Annotated in this window: 15 protein-coding genes; 8 read left to right on the top strand and 7 right to left on the bottom strand. The window is 41.7% G+C overall.

Annotated elements, in window-relative coordinates; translation table 11 throughout:
• The first annotated feature begins 54 nt into the window (after window positions 1-54).
• The 4 genes from BFP97_RS13190 (at window position 55) to BFP97_RS20750 (ending at window position 2,273) form a co-directional block, all read left to right on the top strand.
• Complete coding sequence (locus BFP97_RS13190; protein ID WP_069842870.1) at window positions 55-948, top strand: MerR family transcriptional regulator; 894 nt, start codon at window positions 55-57, stop codon at window positions 946-948.
• A 36-nt stretch (window positions 949-984) separates the two neighbouring features.
• On the top strand, window positions 985-1,446 hold the full coding sequence (locus tag BFP97_RS13185) for a hypothetical protein (protein ID WP_139135302.1): 462 nt from the start codon (window positions 985-987) through the stop codon (window positions 1,444-1,446).
• Window positions 1,447-1,485: 39 nt separating this feature from the next.
• A complete protein-coding gene (locus tag BFP97_RS13180) occupies window positions 1,486-1,902 on the top strand; it encodes a DUF1761 domain-containing protein (protein WP_069842868.1) in 417 nt (138 codons plus the stop codon).
• Window positions 1,903-2,096: 194 nt separating this feature from the next.
• Window positions 2,097-2,273: a hypothetical protein gene (locus tag BFP97_RS20750; protein WP_170827464.1), complete on the top strand. Its 177-nt coding sequence runs from the start codon at window positions 2,097-2,099 to the stop codon at window positions 2,271-2,273.
• Here the strand turns inward: BFP97_RS20750 and BFP97_RS13175 are convergent.
• From BFP97_RS13175 to BFP97_RS13165, 3 genes are read right to left on the bottom strand one after another with little or no spacing between them, the layout of a single operon-like run.
• On the bottom strand, window positions 2,270-3,061 hold the full coding sequence (locus BFP97_RS13175; RefSeq protein ID WP_069842867.1) for an NAD(P)-binding domain-containing protein: 792 nt from the start codon (window positions 3,059-3,061) through the stop codon (window positions 2,270-2,272). The genes BFP97_RS20750 and BFP97_RS13175 overlap by 4 nt on opposite strands.
• Window positions 3,062-3,083: 22 nt before the next feature.
• Window positions 3,084-4,220 carry an N-acetyl-alpha-D-glucosaminyl L-malate synthase BshA gene (gene bshA / locus BFP97_RS13170; RefSeq protein WP_069842866.1) on the bottom strand — a complete coding sequence of 379 codons (1,137 nt, stop codon included), beginning with the start codon at window positions 4,218-4,220 and terminating at the stop codon, window positions 3,084-3,086.
• Between the two features lie 35 nt (window positions 4,221-4,255).
• The gene (locus BFP97_RS13165) at window positions 4,256-7,174 is read right to left on the bottom strand and encodes a glycoside hydrolase family 3 N-terminal domain-containing protein (protein ID WP_069842865.1); all 2,919 of its coding nucleotides are present in this window, start codon (window positions 7,172-7,174) and stop codon (window positions 4,256-4,258) included.
• A 101-nt stretch (window positions 7,175-7,275) separates the two neighbouring features.
• Between BFP97_RS13165 and BFP97_RS13160 the strand changes: the two genes are divergently transcribed.
• From BFP97_RS13160 to BFP97_RS13145, 4 genes are read left to right on the top strand one after another with little or no spacing between them, the layout of a single operon-like run.
• Window positions 7,276-7,611: a hypothetical protein gene (locus tag BFP97_RS13160; protein ID WP_139135301.1), complete on the top strand. Its 336-nt coding sequence runs from the start codon at window positions 7,276-7,278 to the stop codon at window positions 7,609-7,611.
• A 15-nt stretch (window positions 7,612-7,626) separates the two neighbouring features.
• Window positions 7,627-9,465: a DNA mismatch repair endonuclease MutL gene (gene mutL, locus BFP97_RS13155; protein WP_069842863.1), complete on the top strand. Its 1,839-nt coding sequence runs from the start codon at window positions 7,627-7,629 to the stop codon at window positions 9,463-9,465.
• A 5-nt stretch (window positions 9,466-9,470) separates the two neighbouring features.
• Window positions 9,471-10,268, top strand: coding sequence for a rhomboid family intramembrane serine protease (locus BFP97_RS13150; RefSeq protein ID WP_069842862.1), 798 nt, complete (start codon window positions 9,471-9,473; stop codon window positions 10,266-10,268).
• 3 nt (window positions 10,269-10,271) lie between these two features.
• Window positions 10,272-11,189 (top strand): rhomboid family intramembrane serine protease, encoded by a 918-nt coding sequence (locus BFP97_RS13145; protein WP_069842861.1) that lies wholly within the window; start codon window positions 10,272-10,274, stop codon window positions 11,187-11,189.
• 179 nt (window positions 11,190-11,368) lie between these two features.
• Here the strand turns inward: BFP97_RS13145 and rlmN are convergent, their stop codons facing one another.
• From rlmN to BFP97_RS13125, 4 genes are read right to left on the bottom strand one after another with little or no spacing between them, the layout of a single operon-like run.
• On the bottom strand, window positions 11,369-12,418 hold the full coding sequence (gene rlmN, locus BFP97_RS13140; protein WP_069842860.1) for a 23S rRNA (adenine(2503)-C(2))-methyltransferase RlmN: 1,050 nt from the start codon (window positions 12,416-12,418) through the stop codon (window positions 11,369-11,371).
• A 31-nt stretch (window positions 12,419-12,449) separates the two neighbouring features.
• Window positions 12,450-12,887, bottom strand: a complete 438-nt coding sequence (locus BFP97_RS13135; protein ID WP_069842859.1) for an acyl-CoA thioesterase — start codon at window positions 12,885-12,887, stop codon at window positions 12,450-12,452.
• Between the two features lie 39 nt (window positions 12,888-12,926).
• Entirely contained in the window at window positions 12,927-15,314 is a 2,388-nt protein-coding gene (locus BFP97_RS13130; RefSeq protein ID WP_069842858.1) for a hypothetical protein, read from the bottom strand.
• 57 nt (window positions 15,315-15,371) lie between these two features.
• On the bottom strand, window positions 15,372-17,951 hold the full coding sequence (locus BFP97_RS13125) for a Plug domain-containing protein (protein WP_069842857.1): 2,580 nt from the start codon (window positions 17,949-17,951) through the stop codon (window positions 15,372-15,374).
• Window positions 17,952-17,974: the final 23 nt, after the last annotated feature.

The following is a 17,974-nucleotide window of genomic DNA, read 5'->3' as shown; positions in this document are numbered from 1 at the left end:
CCGTTCATACCTTTCTCAAGACGGTATTGATCAGCTTTTGCTTATCTTTTCATAGTGATAAGGTACTCTATAAAGGATCTGGAAAAGTTTTCGGGCATTAAGGCCCATACCATTCGCATTTGGGAACAACGGTATCAATTACTTAAACCCCAACGTACAGATACCAATATCAGGTACTATGACGATGAGCAGTTGAAATACCTGCTTAACGTATCATTGTTAGTCGAAAACGGATATCGCATTTCCCAAATCTGTGGTTTCTCCCAGGATGAGTTCAATGAGACTTTAAGAGATATTATTGATAAGGGCTATCCAACCAAGGAAGACCATCAAGTGAACTCTATCATCAACGAGCTGGTCATCGCTATGCTAGACTTAGATGAGAGAAGGTTTGAGAAAATCCTTTCTTCCAGTCTACTGCAAAGAAGCTTTGAGCAGACTTTGGTGAAAATTATATATCCTTTTCTGAAGAGAATTGGTGTGATGTGGCGAACGGGAGAGGTGTCCACAGCGCAGGAACACTTTATTTATCAACTGATTCGTCAAAAGATAATCGTGGCGATTGATGGCTTGTTGATTCCTAACTCAGATGCTGAGAAATACTTGCTGTTTTTACCTAAATCTGAGTTTAATGACCTACTGATATTGCTTTTTACTTATGTGTTGAAGAATAGAGGGAAACAGTGTATCTATCTTGGGGTTGATATCCCTTTTAAAGACTTAAAGCAAGTAACCGCCATCTCTAAACCGGAGACAATATTCACCTTCATTAAGGCACCTGCATCTAAAATAGATACGCAAGCCTATATCTATGAATTGTCGGAAGCCTTCACCACACAAAATATATTGATTACTGGCAACCCGTACTTTATGGAGGAGTTGGAGTATCCCGATAATGTCTTATTGATTACAGGGGTAGATGACCTGATTACGATGCTAGATGACTGATAATCAGTATATAGTCCATTTTTATTATATTCGACCGTGCGATTTTTTAAACTTGAATATCGACAGGCACTTCTACTTAGCATCTGTTTAACCCTCTTTTCTTGTGAGTCCAATACCAAAAAGACCCAACTATTAGGTCAGTGGTATAACGAGTCTATGGATGTGAAAATTGGGGCATTGGATGGAACAGTAGACTCTCTTTTTAGTGTCCCAGCTGGTCAATGGGAAGCTGTATTGGGCATTAAACCCATACTTACCACATATACCGAAGATGGTAAGTTCAATTCTGACTATATCAGTCTCGAGGGAGAGTTACTCCAAAGCAAAGGTGGTGCGTGGGAATTGAAAGGAGACAGTCTTTTCTTGACAGAGGATGGTCAAACGACAGCGTACTTTTTTGACTGGCGTGAGGGGAAAGCGGGTTTCATTGGATACTTGGATTGGGACAATGACGGCCATGCGGACGATTTGTACGAAGGTGTTCAGATAAAGAAGTAGCTTATTTTTTGAGAATCAACTTTAACTAAATCATATATTATGGATGTTTCAGCTATTAATTGGCTAGCAGTGATTGTTGCTGCGGTCGCATTTTTTGCACTCGGTGCAGTTTGGTATGGACCTATATTTGGTAAGACTTGGCAAAAGGGAGTAGGCCTTTCAGATGATGATATGAAGAATGCTAATATGGGCAAGCTCTTCGGTTCAGCATTTATTTTTGCGTTGATCATATCAGTTGGTATGGCCATCTTCTTCTATGGTTTTGGAGAAAATCCTGATATGAATGCTACTTATGGTGCTACCATGGGCTTGATGACGGGTATTTTCTTCCTATTTCCATCCATTAGTATGAATTACCTTTTCGCCAGAAAGTCAGCGGGTCTTATGCTCATCGATTCTGGCTATCATATTGTGGCTTATACCATTGTCGGTATAATATTAGGTGCCTGGCAGTAACACTTTTGTGTTAGTTGAGTCTAAACACTTAGATCCTGTTTACTTTTTTTAACATAACTGGGTCTAAGTGTATAGTAGACGTTCAGGCGTCTATAGTATGGGCATACAAGTGGCCCTTTGAACTTTCTCTCCATAAATCCGTGTTCAGGGGTAGGGAGATTCATTGGCTGTGGTATGTTTATTAAACTGACACCATGAAATTTAGAACAATTGAAAGGGTGATAAACTCACCTAAAGCCTATAAAAAGGGCTTTCAGATGGCTCAACAAGAGTATGATCGCTTTCTTGAAGTCAAGAATCGATTAAATCAAATGAAAGCTTATCAGCAATTAAAGCAGGGCGAATTATTTCTAGAAGTGATCGAAGCTTAGAAGCTTAGCGGAGATTTTAGATCGAAATTTTTAAAACTACTTTCCACTATTTTAGATGGGATTGTGGGGGGCTCTTCCCAAATCGGAAGGTCAAATCCATATTTTTCAGCCATCTTTTCATGAACTTCTTTTCTCGTTGGATGATGCTCAGATACTAGATTGAAAATTCGATTTTCATGGCTGTCTGGCCATTCATTGATCATATAACCTATAGTCTTGATAATATCATCCAGATGGATGTAATTGACAGGTGTATCTGCGCCTTTGGTAGGCTTACCAGCAAACCACTTTCCAGGAATCCTATCTTTTCCCATTAGTCCACCACATCGCAGAATCGTCAATGACTGACTAATCTGGCTAATCTGACCTTCCCCTTTAACCACTGCTTTTGAAGAACCTCTTTCAAAGTCTGGAGAGGTACTGACATTAACAAGTGTATTGGTGTTAGGATAGTAAGAAGTAGAACTAATAAAGATTACTTTTTCAACCTTACTAGATTGAAGCTGATACTTCAAGTATTTGATCTGCTCTTCGTAGAATTCAGGTTTATTTCTTTTTCTGCCTGGTGGGATGTTGATAATCAATAGATCAACTTGAAAGAGTCTGTTGAAGTCAATACCCTCAGGCATCGGGCTCAATTGAAAAAGGATAGGTTCAATTCCCTTTGAAGAAAGCAATTCTAGTTTTTGCTCGGTGGTAGTACTGCCAATTACCTCATGGCCTGAGTTCACCAATGATTCAGCTAGAGGTAGACCTAGCCATCCACAACCAATAATTCCTATTTTCATTGTTGTTGAAAGTATATGCCGGTCACGAAGTGGCCAACATAGTGGCTGCTACGTCAGCATAGAATTTCTCGTATATCGGAAGAATTACCTCTATATCAAACTTTTTGGCCTGAGCCAAAGCGTTCTTTTTGAAGGTCTCCAAGTTCTCTTCGCTTAAAATGTGCAGGGCATTCTTAGTCATTTCTTCAACGTCCCCGATTTTGGATGTAAATCCGGTCACACCATCAATATTAAGTTCAGGAATACCTCCAGCTCTTGATGAAATTACGGGCACTTCACATGCCATTGCCTCTAATGCTGCTAATCCGAAACTCTCTTTTTCAGAAGGCATAATAAACAAGTCTGCTACTGAAAGCACCTCTTCGACCGCTTCTAGTTTACCTAAGAAGCGGACTTCATCATAAATTCCTAATTCTCTACAAAGCGCTTCTATGTGACCTCTTTCCGGTCCATCGCCAACTAATAGTAATCGGGCAGGAACTGTCTCAGAAATCTTGTGGAAGATGCGGACCACATCGTCCACGCGCTTAACTTTTCTAAAGTTGGATGTATGGACAATCAGCTTCTCACCATTGGGGCAAATGGCCGTTTTAAAATGATCTTTTCGCTGCCTCTTGAATTTGGTCAGATCGATGAAGTTGGGTATTACTTCAATTTCTCTCAAGATATTGAAGTGCTTGTAAGTGTCTTTTTTTAGGTCTTCCGATACGGCAGTCACACCATCCGATTGATTGATACTGAAGGTCACTACCGGCTCGTAAGAAGGATCTTTACCCACCAAGGTGATGTCAGTACCGTGAAGTGTCGTGACTACAGGTATATCTATTCCCTCTGATTTTAGAATCTGGCGTGCCATTACCGCTGCAGAAGCATGAGGAATGGCGTAGTGAACATGAAGCAAATCTAACTTCTCAAATTTCACCACATCTACCATTTTACTTGCTAGTGCAAGCTCGTAGGGTGGATATTTGAAAAGTGGGTAAGACCTGATGTTAACCTCGTGATAGAAAAGATTTTCGTTAAAAAAATCTAGACGAGTGGGCTGTGAGTAAGTAATAAAATGCACTTCATGACCATTTTTGGCCAATCCTTTGCCTAATTCAGTTGCTACTACACCACTTCCTCCGAATGTGGGGTAACATACAATTCCTATCTTCATTTGAAAAATGTCGCGCTACGAAGAGTTAAACCGAATTAATCGGCTTTAGGTTCAAAAATAGATTCGTATAACAAATCATGGATCCTGGTTCGGACATTTTCTTCAAGCAATTTGAAGTTGTCGCTTTCGGGATAAGTGCGGTTGCATAGAAATACAAAAACCAACTCTTCAGCTGGGTCAGCCCAAACGGCAGCACCAGTGAAACCCGTGTGACCGAAGGTGCTTGCGGAAGAATACTTACTGGTGGGACCTTCATCCGTTCCGGTAATCGGTTTGTCCCAACCAAGACCCCTTCGGTTTTCCATATACTGTGCGCTGGTGAAGATTGGGATGGTCCAATTTTGGAAGTATTTCTTTTCGGCATATTCTCCCATTTGCATGTTCATCTGCATAAGGATAGCCAAGTCGTTTGCATTGCTGAAAAGGCCCGCATGGCCTGCTATACCTCCCATTAAAGTTGCATTTTGATCGTGCACGCTACCGCAGACAATTGTGTTTCTAAAGTAGTCATCAACCTCAGAGGGTGCTATATCCTTTCCATATCCCTTTTCTAAGGGCAAGTACATGGTTCTGCTTAAACCAAGTGGACCATAGAACTCTCGCTGAATGTATTCCTCAACAGGTTCTTGGATGATTTCAGAAATGACATGATACATCAGTGTATAGCCCAGGTCTGAATAGAGGTAGTCATACCGTTTTTTCTTTTCGGGTAAATCCCTCAAATCAGAATCTATGGTCCACTGCCATATGGAATCCGCAAGGGAAGGCGGTAAATCATTCTCCTGAAATCGAAAATCATGATTAGGACCAGAAGCATCTGTGAAATACTCCGCTTTCAAGGTGCCTTTGTCTACAGTCTTCTCCCAAAAGGGGATATAAGGCTTTAAACCCGCTTGATGTGTTAGCACGTCTCTTATTAAGAGAGAATCCTTGTTTGTTCCGCTGAGGTCTTTCAAATAATAGCCAACAGTTTTATTGATATCGAGCTTTTTCTCTTCATAGAGCTTCATAATCACCTGGGTGGTTGCAGCTACTTTGGTGATGGAGGCCACATCGTAAATGGTATGATCATTAATAGGCTTTTTTTCTGCATAGGTTTGATGGCCAAAGTTCTTTTGGTAGACCACCTTACCTTTTCGTGCAACAATGACTTGCGCTCCCGGAGTAGCTTTTTGTCGAATCGCCTCTTCAATGATTTCATCGATCTTCCTAAGCGAGTCAATACTCATGCCTACTTCTGATGGTAATCCATAGCTTAATCTGGAAGTGACGAGCGTCTCAATGCCAACACCGGCTTTGAACTCTTCGCCTGCCGAAATAGGAAGTTTCCCCTCAGCTTTTATAGCCCCAAAGATGATTTGTGGCGCAAGGTTTTGCGTGATGGTGTTATCCTCATAGGTACAAATAATGTTCTTGACCCCATTGAAATATTGAAGGCTATAAGCATTGCCGAAAGCAACGACTATTACATTGGTTCTTTCCTGAAGGGATTTGATTAGAGCAATGTCTTCATCCTTAACTCCATGTTGATTTTTTGGGGAGTTGGTAATCCCATGATACGAAACCACTAGCAGGTCGTTTTGTCCTAAAGATTCAATATTGAGTGAATCATTGACGAGGTGGTCAAACTTGGCATATTTATCCAGCATCCTTCTGAATTCTGACGGATCACCTTCCCCTAAGCTTATTGATTTGAAAGATCGATCAGCTAAATCAATGATCGGAAGCAATTGATCCTTATTGTCAACCACAGTGATCGCTTTTTGATAAAGGATTCTGTTGAGTAACCGGGCATAGTCATTATTTATCCTTTTGGTTAGGTTAGTGGTATTGATCATTCGTGGTTTGTCTAAACCAAACCAATATTTGGCCCTGAGCACCTTTTTCACACGCTTATCTATGGAAGCCTGATCTAAGCGATCTTTTTTCAATGCCTTTTTCACCTGCTTGATGGCTTTCGGCACGTCTAGTGGAAAAAGGATGATGTCATTACCGGCTTGTAGTGCTTTTACGTCCGCTTCTCCCGGATCATAATACTTGGCTACCCCTTGCATGTTCATGGCATCGGTAAAGACGAGACCATCGAATTCCAGTTCTTTTTTCAATAAATCTGTGACCACTTTATCGGATAGGGTGGTCGGCATATTTTCTCTATCATCATAGGCAGGCACCTGTAGATGAGCCACCATCATACTCATGAGGCTGTCCTTCATCAGTTGTTTAAAAGGATATAGTTCTGTTTTCGACATGCGATCAACCGAGTGCTTAATTACCGGCAGGGCATAATGCGAATCTGCATCTGTATCGCCATGCCCAGGGAAATGCTTGGCATTGGCCATAATACCATGATCCTGCATCCCCTTCATATAGGCAATGCCTTTTTCAGAAACTGAGAATTTATCCTCTCCAAAAGATCGATATCCAATGACTGGATTATTTGGGTTGACATTGACATCCACCACCGGAGCAAAGTTGATGTGCATATTCAGGGCATGGAATTGATTGGCCACTTCCTTGCCCATTTCATAGATCCATTTATTGTCTTGAATGGCGCCTAAGGTCATTTGCTTTGGAAAGTCGAGCACACTATCGAGTCTCATGCCAATGCCCCATTCTGCATCCATGGCAATGGCTAGTGGTACTTTTGCTTTAGACTGATAACGATTGTTCAGTGCTGCCTGACGGTATGGGCCACCCTGGAAGAAGATCAGCCCACCAATATTGTATTCCGTGATGAGCTTATCAATTTCTTTGTAGTGTTTCTCATCTCTGTTGGAGTAGGCTGCCACCATAAAAAGCTGACCGATACGTTGTTCAGGAGTTAAAGCATTGAATACACTATCAACCCATTCACTTTGTGCTAGTGTATCTGCTTTCTGATAGATTTTTTGGGCTTTTGAAGCACCAATTCCTATCAGAAACATCAACACCATCACGGTAACTTTTTTCATCATAGAGGCGTTTGACTTTTAATAAAAGTAAATTAACTATATTTTTAGGACATTAGTAAGAACGTTAAAAAAGGAGTAGTGATATGATGAAGCTTCCGAGTTTAATGAAAAAAGTGAAGTACCAGCGCTTTCATGTTACTCCACGCTATTACGATCCTATCAAGGAAGATATTGAAAACAGAACTTCTCGCATAAAAGCCGAGTTAGGCATTGCCGATGATTCAGTAGACCCTGGCTACACTTCTCAGATCTCCGGTTCCTTCAGAAAAAACATGAAGCACGCTAAGGGTGATGGCGTTGGGCAGACCATGATGCTTAGACTTATCATCATGATAGTGTTGGTAATGTTTGCCGGTGGTTTTGTTTATGTTGGATCTGACATATTTTATTTAGCCTTACTCTATATTCCGTTCTATCTTTGGAAGCGATTTAAAAAGTAACTTCCGAAGTTTCGAATGCCCGATATCATAAAGTTATTACCTGATAACATTGCTAATCAGATAGCTGCTGGTGAAGTAGTACAGCGTCCTGCCTCTGTGGTCAAGGAGCTGTTGGAGAATGCAATTGATGCAGGGGCTACAGATATCCAACTCATTGTAAAAGATTCTGGAAAGTCATTGATCCAAGTGGTGGACAATGGCCTGGGTATGTCTGACATCGATGCGCGTATGTGTTTTGAGAGGCATGCTACTTCTAAAATCAGAACGGCTGAAGACCTTTTTGCCATAAAAACCATGGGGTTTAGGGGTGAAGCTATGGCTTCTATTGCAGCTGTAGGTCAGGTAGAATTAAAGTCGAAAAGGGAAGAGGATGAATTGGGTGTCATGATCCAAATAGAGGCCTCAGAAGTAAAAAAACAAGAGCCGATCGCCACGCCAAAAGGAACCTCTACCTGCGTCAAGAATCTATTTTTCAATGTTCCTGCTAGAAGAAACTTCTTAAAGTCGAATGCAGTGGAAATGCGCCATATCGTGGATGAATTCCAACGTGTGGCCTTGGCTAACTCAGAAATCGCCATGTCACTGTATCAAAATGACATGGAGGTTTACAAGCTTTCCGGGGGGAAACTCAGCAAGCGCGTGGTTGGTATTTTTGGAAAGAAGTATCAAGACCAGATGGCTTCTTGTGAAGAAGAAACTGACCTGCTCCGAGTTTATGGTTATGTAGGAAAGCCAGAATTTGCTAAAAAGACACGCGGAGAACAATTCTTCTTTGTCAATGATCGCTTTATCAAGAGTAACTATTTGAACCATGCGGTAATGACGGCCTTTGAAAGTCTGTTACCCGATTCAACTTATCCTTTCTATACGCTCTTTATAGAAATTGATCCAAAGCATATTGACATCAATGTGCACCCGACCAAGACGGAAATTAAGTTTGATGATGAACGGACCGTTTATGCCATTGTGAAAGCAGCGGTCAGACAGGCATTAGGTACCCATAATATCGTTCCTGCATTGGATTTCAACCAAGACGTGAACTTTGCTTCTTTCCAATCGGCCCCACCTAAAGAAAGAACCAGCACTGCTGATCGAGATTATGCGCAGTTCAAAACCTTTGAAAAGAAACAGGATGCAGGGCAGTGGGAGAAGCTTTACGAAGGCTTGAAGCAAGACATTTCACAAGAAGAGCAGGCTAATGCCCAAATGGAGATTCATCCTGAGTCACAGAGTACGATTACCTTAGGCAGTGCTGCTAATTCCCCCGATGCTGTGGCACACACCCCTCGTGAACACAAAGCCTATTTTCAAATACACCAACAATATATCGCTACTCATGTGAAGTCTGGATTGATGCTGATCGCACAGCAAGAGGCACATGAAAGGATCCTATATGAAAAATTTCTGCTCCAGTTGCAACAGCGATCGGGGGCTTCACAACAGTCTTTATTCCCCCAAACTTTGGAATTGAATCCAGCAGACTTTTCGCTTGTGAATGATATTAAGGAAGAATTGAATGCGATCGGCTTCGAATTTTCTGATTTCGGAAATCATGCGATTGTGATCAATGGCGTGCCTGCGGACTTAAAAACTGGAAATGAAAAGGTGCTTTTTGAGGGCTTTATTGAGCAATTCAAACAAAACAAGTCTGAGTTAAGTATTTCTAATGATGAGAATATCGCGCGAGCCATTGCGAAAAGATCTTCAATAAAAAGGGGGAATGAGTTAACCCAAGCGGAGATGTCATCGTTAATTGATCAACTCTTTGCATGCAAAACACCAAATTATTCGCCAAGCGGTCTCAAAACGACCTTTATTCTCGAATTGGAAAAGATAGCCCAGTTTTTTAATTAGCATTTATGTTCGGAAGACTCACGCCCCTAGTAAAACAGCTCCTTTTTATCAACATCGGTATTGCCGTAGTTCAAATGCTGATGAAATTGGATCTAGGGGAGTATTTCGGTTTGTACTTCATTCTCTCAGATGACTTCAAACCTTATCAGTTCATTACTTACATGTTCTTGCATAGCACCCAAAGTATTATGCACCTCTTTGGGAATATGTTCGCTCTATTCATTTTTGGGCCGTTGCTCGAGCAATTCCTTGGTCAGAAGAAGTTCTTAATCCTTTACATGGTCACCGGTATTGGTGCCGGGATTTTCTATACGACAGTAAATTATCTGGAAGTGGTTTCAATTCGAAACTCGGTTCAGTCGTACGTTGATAACCCAAGCTCTCAAGACTTCAATCAGTTGATTGTAGACCATAATGTTTATAAGCCTGAGTTCATTTACAATTTTGTAGATCGCTATTCACGTAATGAAAATGATCCACGGTTGATAGAAGAGTCTAAGGAATTGGCCAGAGGCTTGTACAGATATTTTGGTGATTACAATATGGTAGGTGCTTCCGGAGCTGTCTTTGGAATTCTTGCCGCATTTGCCCTTTTCTTCCCTAATACAGAACTATTCTTACTCTTTTTGCCTTTCCCAATTAAGGCGAAGTACCTGGTAGGTTTTTACATACTCTATGAACTCTATGCTGAATTTCAGCGGGCACCTGGAGATAATGTAGCCCACCTTGCCCATATTGGAGGGGCGCTGATTGCCTATTTCTTAGTAAGGTTGTGGAAAAAGGATCGTCATAAGTTCTATTAACCGATGAATAGTATTCTAGAAGATTTTAAGTTGGCTTTTAAGACGGGAAATGTCTTAAATCAGATCATTGTCATTAATGTGGTGGTGTTTCTGTTTATGGGGGTATTGTCTGTTTTATTGACACTCTCTGGGCAGGAAGTGCTTTACGCTCAGCTGAGTCATTACCTGACCTTACCTGCAGACCCTGGTGCATTGTTGTATCGACCCTGGTCAATCATTACCTACTTCTTTTTTCATCAAGGACTTTTACACATCCTTTTCAATATGCTGTGGATGTATTGGTTCGGGAAGATAATCGCTGAGTATTTGGGTCAGAATAAGCTATTAGGCTTCTATGTTTGGGGTGGTATAGGAGGTGGTCTCTTCTACATGCTCATATATAACTTATTGCCCTACTTTCAGGAGGCTGTTCCATACTCGAGTCTACTTGGTGCTTCGGCTGGTGTGACGGCTATTGTTGTAGGCGCTGCAACGTTTCAGCCAAACTTTGCTGTGAACCTCATCTTATTGGGTCCTGTGAAGCTAAAGTATATTGCTTTTTTTAGTGTTTTCGTTTCATTCATACAGTCAACAGGTTCAAATGCCGGGGGAGAGATTGCTCATTTAGGGGGTGCTTTGGTCGGTTATGTTGGAATGACGCAATTGCAAAAAGGCAATGATTGGAGTAAGCCCATTGTGAACTTTATCATTTGGGTCAAAAGCTTATTTAAACCTCAACCAAAGATTAAAGTCTCCTATAAAAAGGAAACAAGCTCGAGGCCGAAGTCGAGAACTGCCAGAAAATCTAGTGTTAAAACGGACAGCAAGAAGGAAACGAGTCAGGCTGAGATTGATGCCATCCTAGATAAGATTTCAGATAAAGGCTATGATGCTTTGAGCAAAGAAGAGAAGCAAAAGCTCTTTAATGCGAGTAAAGACTAGGTAATTGTCTTTTGAGTTCAGGTTCAGTAAAACGGAACTGCATACCTAATTAGTTGAATTTTCATAATCGCATGAGTTCCCTCGACTTCGCTCGGGATAGAAAGGGAGTGGCTACCCATTCTTGCGAGCACTCTCTTTTTCACCTCGACCCCGTGGAGAGGTCCAGAAATAGATAAATATTAGCTCTTGTTCGCCAGCTGCCCACAAGCCGCATCGATATCCTTACCACGGCTTCTTCTGACATTCACGATAATTCCCTTTGCTTCGAGTATCCGCTGATACATATCCAGACTCTCTGGAGCAGCTTGTTGATACTCTCCATCATCGATAGGGTTGTATTCGATGATATTCACTTTGGAGGCTACCTTACCACAATATTTGGCCAGAGCTCTGGCATGTTGCTCATCATCATTGATGTTCTTCCAGACCACATATTCGAAAGTGATTTTGCGTCCCGTTTTGGCATGCCAGTATTGAAGCGACTCTGCTAATTCTGCCAGATTACTTTTCTCGTTGATGGGCATCATTTTAGATCTAGACTCATCGATGGCAGAGTGTAGCGATACTGCCAAATTGAATTTAACCTCATCGTCTGCTAGTTGCTTGATCATTTTTGGTATACCTACAGTAGAAAGTGTGATCCGCTTAGGAGACATGCCCAAGCCTTCTGGAGAAGTGATCATTTCAATGGACTTAAGTACATTCTTGTAGTTGAGCAATGGTTCACCCATGCCCATGTACACAATGTTGGTCAATGGTCTTTCAAAGTAGAGATCAGCTTGGTCTTTAATGGCGACCACTTGATCATAAATCTCATCGGCATTGAGGTTACGCATACGCTTGAGCCGAGCCGTGGCACAAAAGTTACAGTCAAGGCTACAGCCTACCTGCGAAGAGATGCATGCAGTGATTCTTTTTTCAGTGGGGATCAATACAGATTCAACCACGAGGCTATCATGCAATTTGACTGCATTTTTGATGGTACCATCATTGCTGCGTTGCATCTGATCTACTTTAACATGCTTGATGTCAAAATGCGCCTTCAGTTTCTCACGGGTCTGCAGAGAAATGTTAGTCATCTGATCAAAGTCCTTGGCTGACTTTTTCCATAGCCATTCATACACTTGCTTCGCCCTAAAAGCTTGTTCTCCTTCGGCAATGAAGAAGTCTTTGATGTCATCTAATGAAAGCTGACGAATATCTCTTTTGGCAGATGCAGATGTGCTCATGGCGCAAAGGTAGTACTAATCGGATTAAAGCTTATGATTGGAATGACTCAAGCTTTTTGGCAATAGAGGCCGGCATATTGCTGACCTTTCCTTCGGCATAATTGTAAAAGGCAATGCCGGTTTTGCCCAAGGCGATCACTTTGTCGGAGTCTTTAATTGACAACCGATAGTATAGGTCCATACTTTTGCTTGTAGTATCCCCAAGATAAATTTCTGCTGTTACTTGATCGCCATGGAAGCCTTCGCCCTTGTATTGGATGGCTGTGTCTACTTGTATAGTTCCTACTCCGTCAATACTGAGTTCATCGGTATAACCGAGGCTCTTATAAAAGCGAAATCGGGCCTCATGCATAAGACTGAGTACGCTGTCGTTCCCCAGATGATTACCATAATTGATATCTGAGATTCTAATACTCAATGAGGTTTCGAAGACTTTCGTTGGTGGGAGACTGATTTTGATTCTAGACATACTGAAGTGGAATGGTGCAAAATAAGTCAGAATAAGTATCTAATACTTGTCATGGACTTTGATTTTTGCTGAGCCTTGGCCAGAAGTTCCGTTCATGCCAATTCCCTGAATGTCAATCTCGATATCAGTTACGTCATCGGAGCTATAAAACTCGATAGAAGCTTTCCCATTTGCATCTATAGTAATCATCGGTTCCCAATGCATGGTAGCCCGGTTGTCAGGCCTGAAAGGTTCATCTCTTCCGTCATAAATCGGTCTGTAGAACTCTCGAGATACGTGATAACCAGGTAAGGTTCCAGAATAATAACTTGGCCCTTTAGGCTTAGCAGCATAATATTCAGCCCTGGTATAGGTAAATATCATAATGACTCCAGGTGGAGGATCTTTGGTAGCACTAATGGCCTTTATTCTTGTTGCTTCTAATCCATAAGCATCTCGGAATTCAACTGGTCTGCCGTCAATGAAAACAGCAGGAGGGCCACTGTATCGTCTTCCTAATCCCATCATAGGTATTTTTTCGCCAGCTCCGAAACCTAAATAGAAACCAGGAACACGCCCCATCATAATATTGTAGGCATCTCTGCTCTGTTTGTCTTCATAGGGTATGTCGTCCAGAAATAAGGCATTCCCTTGTATGCCTATTTGTCTATTTAACTCCGCCTCCCGGCCATCACGTGCTTCAACGATTACATCGCCCAAGGCGATCACATTCCCAAACCTTTTGTAAGTAGTATCGACCGTAATGTTGGTAATCATAAACTCCTTAAATCGGGTGATTTGCTCAGGTGTTCCAATTACTTCTTGTTCTATTAGTAAGGGATTCCAGCCCACTTCCTCATAACTGATTGAATCGAGCGTAAGGTTGATGTTCTTCCTACCTTTTTTGTAGAAAGCTTGAATGGTCAATACCGTAGTGTCGGTAAATACCTGATTTTTAAACTCAAACTCTCCTTTTTCATTTGTGATCACCAGGTCTTTTGATTCATTGGCATTCACATTGGTAAACATGAATACCTGACCGTTCTTCACGAGGTCCTTACCATCTCGATAAATCCTTCCCTTTACTGTTAAACCTTGTTCAACACTATACTCTGGAGAGAGAGAATCAGTTGATAGCACTGCATTCCATTGAAACCTGCGCCATCCGTTTACCATCATCAGCAAATCAGCTTTCAGCTGAGCTTCTTGTGAGTCACCTAGGTATTGAGCAGGCTGTTTTAGGTAACCTTTGAGATCTGAGCCTAACAATTGGTTTGCACGGATGTTATACTCAGACTGATTGTTTTTTGATACTTTATTATTCAAGGCGGTCAGTGAAAACTGGCCTTCTACAGGTTCTCCTTTGGCGTCTAGAACTGTGACATCCAATTTTACTAGTTCCCTCTTTTTATAGGTTGCCTTGTCAGATGCAACTTGTATGTTTAGCCCTTTTTGGTGGTTGATGAAAATAAGCCTTTCCGCTATTGGGCGCCTATTTGAGTCGAATAGTGTTAGCGTGGTAATTCCTTCGGGTAGGTCATTTTTTGGTATGGTAAGTCGCCCTTTTTTTCTGTTGAGTTTAATTTCACTTTGATAAATAGAAATGCCTCGGGTATGGGCATGTAGAATGTATTGCCCGGGTGAGTTGGTCATGAAAGTGGCAATTACTTCCTCTGGATCCGTATTGTTAACGGTCATTATGGTCCCCTTCTGCTGTGCTTCTGGTAAGGGCCACTTTTGACTCAATGACTCGATAATGGCGTAGTGTGATTCAGACCGAGGTAAGAACCTAAGTTTTCCTCTACCTTCATGAGAGGTTTCAAAGTCTTGAATGAATTGATCGTTTTGATCAAAGATCTTCCCCTTGATTATACGAGTTTTGGAGAGGCCATTAATCTCGAAAGCCATCCATGATTGAATGTCTTTGACTAAGTTTCCCCCTTCAGGGAAGAAACGAACAGATAACTCTTGAGTCTGCTGCTGTGGTTGGAATTGCTCTGAAAGGTCTGGAGAAATGATATTGATCTTCTTTTTAAAGAAGTATTCCTCATCTTGGTTTTTCATCCAGTTGGTGTAGGCGCGAAGATAATATGCGCCTTGCGACCAGTTATCGTCAATTTCAAGGCTAGCCTGACCAGTGCCTTCCTCTGATTGAACCGAAAGCCTTTTCATCACACTGCCACTCTCATTCAGTAGTTCTATGTAGAGTGTTTTGCTTATTGGAGAGGGGAGGTGCATGGGCCCAGCCACGAGATAGGACTTGATCCATATGATTTCCCCCAGTCCGAATTCCGACTTATTCAGATGTAGAAATACCTTTTCCGTAGGGAGTGCATTTTGATAGGTATTCAGTAGGTCTGCCGGGTCTACGTTTGACTTTTTCTGTCCAAAAGAAGAAGAGAAAAGACACATCAAACCAATACTGAGGAATATGACCTTTGATCTCATTAAAATTGTGTTTAATGAGCGTAAAACAGCTTCTTTAAATAGATTGTTTGGCCTTTGTTAGAGATTTCTACGAATGGCAAATCTGGCTGATCCTACACCTGTGAATCCGGTTTTAGAAATTCCCTGCACATCAATAAACACATTCGAGTTCTTATCATGTGTATAGAATTCCACTTGAGCCTTACCCTCACTGTCGGTGGTAATCATAGGTGCCCAGAAGATAGTAGAGCGCTCATCCGGAATAAACTGCTCTTTATTAGATTCATCATACTTGGGGGCATAGAACTCTCGGGCAGCGTGATATCCATTTCCGGTAATAATCCGCATGCCAGGCTTCAAACTCATTGCCTTTTTCAGTTTATCTCCTTTTAAGGTATAGAAGGCCATGGCACCATTAAAGCCATTAACACCAAACATAGCTGCAGATGCACTTTTATAGACTTCCACATAGTCTATCTCTGTTGCCCTTAGGTCATAAACAGCACTATACGGTACGGGCACATTGTCGATAAGAATTAAAGGCCCACCTTGGAAAGGTCCTGGTCTGAGTTGAGGTCTTCTAAATATGGGGTCATTCGCTGTAGACATGTCTGTAAAATTGCCTGCTCCGTTTGAGGAAGAACGTACTGCTCCAGCACCCAAAGACCCGTCTGAGCCAATACTTCCGCCTCCGGGTCCTCCACTGTTTCCCTGACTTGATAGGCCACTGTTTCCTCCGCTTGCTCCGCTTAGAGAAAAACCGGCTAGTCTTCCAAGCATAACGGTAAATGGATCTCGGCCATTTTTTTCTTCGAATGAAAGGTTATCAAAGTTGAGATAAGCTTCCCCTTTTCCGTATTGAGAGTTAAGTGTTCTATATTTTTCTTCACGCTTGCTCGCAGTAACGTATACATCGTCCAAGTAGATAACACCATTTTCTTTTCTATAAGTACTGTCAATTCTGATTGATGTAATTACAGATTCTTTCATTGCCCTCAATCTATCCGGGTTGTCTTGAGCGGGTGCTGCTAAGAATTTTGAATTAGGAATGACTTCAAAATCCTTGTTAATGTTGAATTGTATGTCACGTGCCTTTTTCTTCTGAAAGCCCTGAAGGGTAAGCTCTGTTGTATCATAGTAGACTAGGTTTTCAAAGGCAAAGTTTCCGTCCAGATCGGCCTCTACAAAACGAGAGGATTTATTATTTCCGTTTTCTTCTTGGTTGAGCAGGAAAACTCGTCCGTTCTTAAAGGCTTTACCACCGTTTCTGGTCATTACACCTTCCAAAGTCAGTGATTGCTCAAAGGCATATTGTGGTTGTCTTTTATCCAGGTTAAGCGAAGACCACTTGAAACGTCTCCAACCATTGACCATCATCAGTAAATCAGTATTCTCTTTAGAGGTTTCATCTTGCTTCAAATACTGAGAAGGATTTTTGATATGACCTCCAAGGTCTGAAGAAAGTAATAGGTTAGCCGATATGTTGTAATCGAACTGATCGTTTTGGACAAGCTTGGAATCGTAGGCTGAGAGCGAAAACGATCCTTGAACGGGGTTGCCTTTTTTATCGGTAACCTTTAAGTTGATAGTGGCCAAATCTCTGCTAGCATACTGCGGATCACTTGTGCTAATATCTATTTTGATTTCTGGAGTTGAGTAATTGAAAATGAGTCGTTCGGCAACCGGATCGAAGTCTTGATCAAACAGGGTTAAGTGTGCTATTCCATGGGGAAGATTACTCTTGTCAATCTTCAAGAGGTTTTTTTCGTTCCTAACCGTAATTTCTGAGGCATAGGTAACATAACCTCGCGTATGTACCATTAAGAAGTAATTCTCTGCACTAGGTGTGGCAGTTTTTAGGGCTACACCCATATAATCTGATGTTTGTTCTGTTACGCTGAGTGTTACACCTTCGGGCCTGACTTTTGGCAAGTCATATCGAGTATCAGACCCTTCCAGCTGTGCGTAGTAGCCGTCACCACTGGGTAGCATAGCAAAAACACCTCTGCCTTCATGCTTTGTGGTAAACGCAATAATCTCTTTTTGGTTCTTATCAAATACTTTTCCTGAGATTGGGAATTTACTTTCATTGATTCCGGTAACCTCAAAAGCCACTTGGCTGGTCACGCCATTGACCAGTTCTCCACCTTCGGGGAAGAACTGTAGATCAACTGCTTGATCAGAAGTTTCTTTAGCAATTACTTCATTGACGACTAAAGAGTGGACTTTGATTTTCTTTTTGAAGAAGAACTCTTCCCCCTGGTTTTTCATCCAGTTGGTATAGGCCCTTAGATAATAAAAGCCAGGCTGAAGCTCACGGGTCAAAGCTAAACTGGCTTTGGCTAGACCTTCCTCAGAGCGGAGGGTCAATCGTTTAGCGACCTCATCCTTTTGGTTGATCAACTCAACATAGACGTTTTGGCTAAAAGGAGATGGGATATGTCCAGCACCAGCGACCAGATAAGACTTCATCCAGATGGTTTCACCAATGGTATATTCCGACTTATCTAGGTGAAGAAATACTTTTTCTGTAGGGAGCTCTGTCTGGTAGCTTTGGAAGTCTTTCAACCAGTCTTGAAAATCATCGTTTTGAGCGAAGGAGAAATTTATGGTGCAGCAAATGAGAAAGCTGACGGTAAGGATTTGGTTGCGTTTCATGGCCTTGAGTTTTGCATACTTAA

The sequence above is a fragment of the Roseivirga sp. 4D4 genome, assembly GCF_001747095.1.
Taxonomy (GTDB): Bacteria; Bacteroidota; Bacteroidia; order Cytophagales; family Cyclobacteriaceae; genus Roseivirga.
This window is presented reverse-complemented; position numbering and strand designations above follow the sequence as displayed.

Excerpts from the sequence above, each read along its gene's own strand:
- BFP97_RS13180 (WP_069842868.1), top strand. The coding sequence starts at position 1,486 with ATGGATGTTTCAGCTATTAATTGGCTAGCAGTGATTGTTGCTGCGGTC.
- BFP97_RS20750 (WP_170827464.1), top strand. The coding sequence starts at position 2,097 with ATGAAATTTAGAACAATTGAAAGGGTGATAAACTCACCTAAAGCCTAT.
- BFP97_RS13175 (WP_069842867.1), bottom strand. The coding sequence starts at position 3,061 with ATGAAAATAGGAATTATTGGTTGTGGATGGCTAGGTCTACCTCTAGCT.
- bshA (WP_069842866.1), bottom strand. The coding sequence starts at position 4,220 with ATGAAGATAGGAATTGTATGTTACCCCACATTCGGAGGAAGTGGTGTA.
- BFP97_RS13165 (WP_069842865.1), bottom strand. The coding sequence starts at position 7,174 with ATGATGAAAAAAGTTACCGTGATGGTGTTGATGTTTCTGATAGGAATT.
- BFP97_RS13160 (WP_139135301.1), top strand. The coding sequence starts at position 7,276 with ATGAAAAAAGTGAAGTACCAGCGCTTTCATGTTACTCCACGCTATTAC.
- mutL (WP_069842863.1), top strand. The coding sequence starts at position 7,627 with ATGCCCGATATCATAAAGTTATTACCTGATAACATTGCTAATCAGATA.
- BFP97_RS13150 (WP_069842862.1), top strand. The coding sequence starts at position 9,471 with ATGTTCGGAAGACTCACGCCCCTAGTAAAACAGCTCCTTTTTATCAAC.
- BFP97_RS13145 (WP_069842861.1), top strand. The coding sequence starts at position 10,272 with ATGAATAGTATTCTAGAAGATTTTAAGTTGGCTTTTAAGACGGGAAAT.
- rlmN (WP_069842860.1), bottom strand. The coding sequence starts at position 12,418 with ATGAGCACATCTGCATCTGCCAAAAGAGATATTCGTCAGCTTTCATTA.
- BFP97_RS13135 (WP_069842859.1), bottom strand. The coding sequence starts at position 12,887 with ATGTCTAGAATCAAAATCAGTCTCCCACCAACGAAAGTCTTCGAAACC.
- BFP97_RS13130 (WP_069842858.1), bottom strand. The coding sequence starts at position 15,314 with ATGAGATCAAAGGTCATATTCCTCAGTATTGGTTTGATGTGTCTTTTC.
- BFP97_RS13125 (WP_069842857.1), bottom strand. The coding sequence starts at position 17,951 with ATGAAACGCAACCAAATCCTTACCGTCAGCTTTCTCATTTGCTGCACC.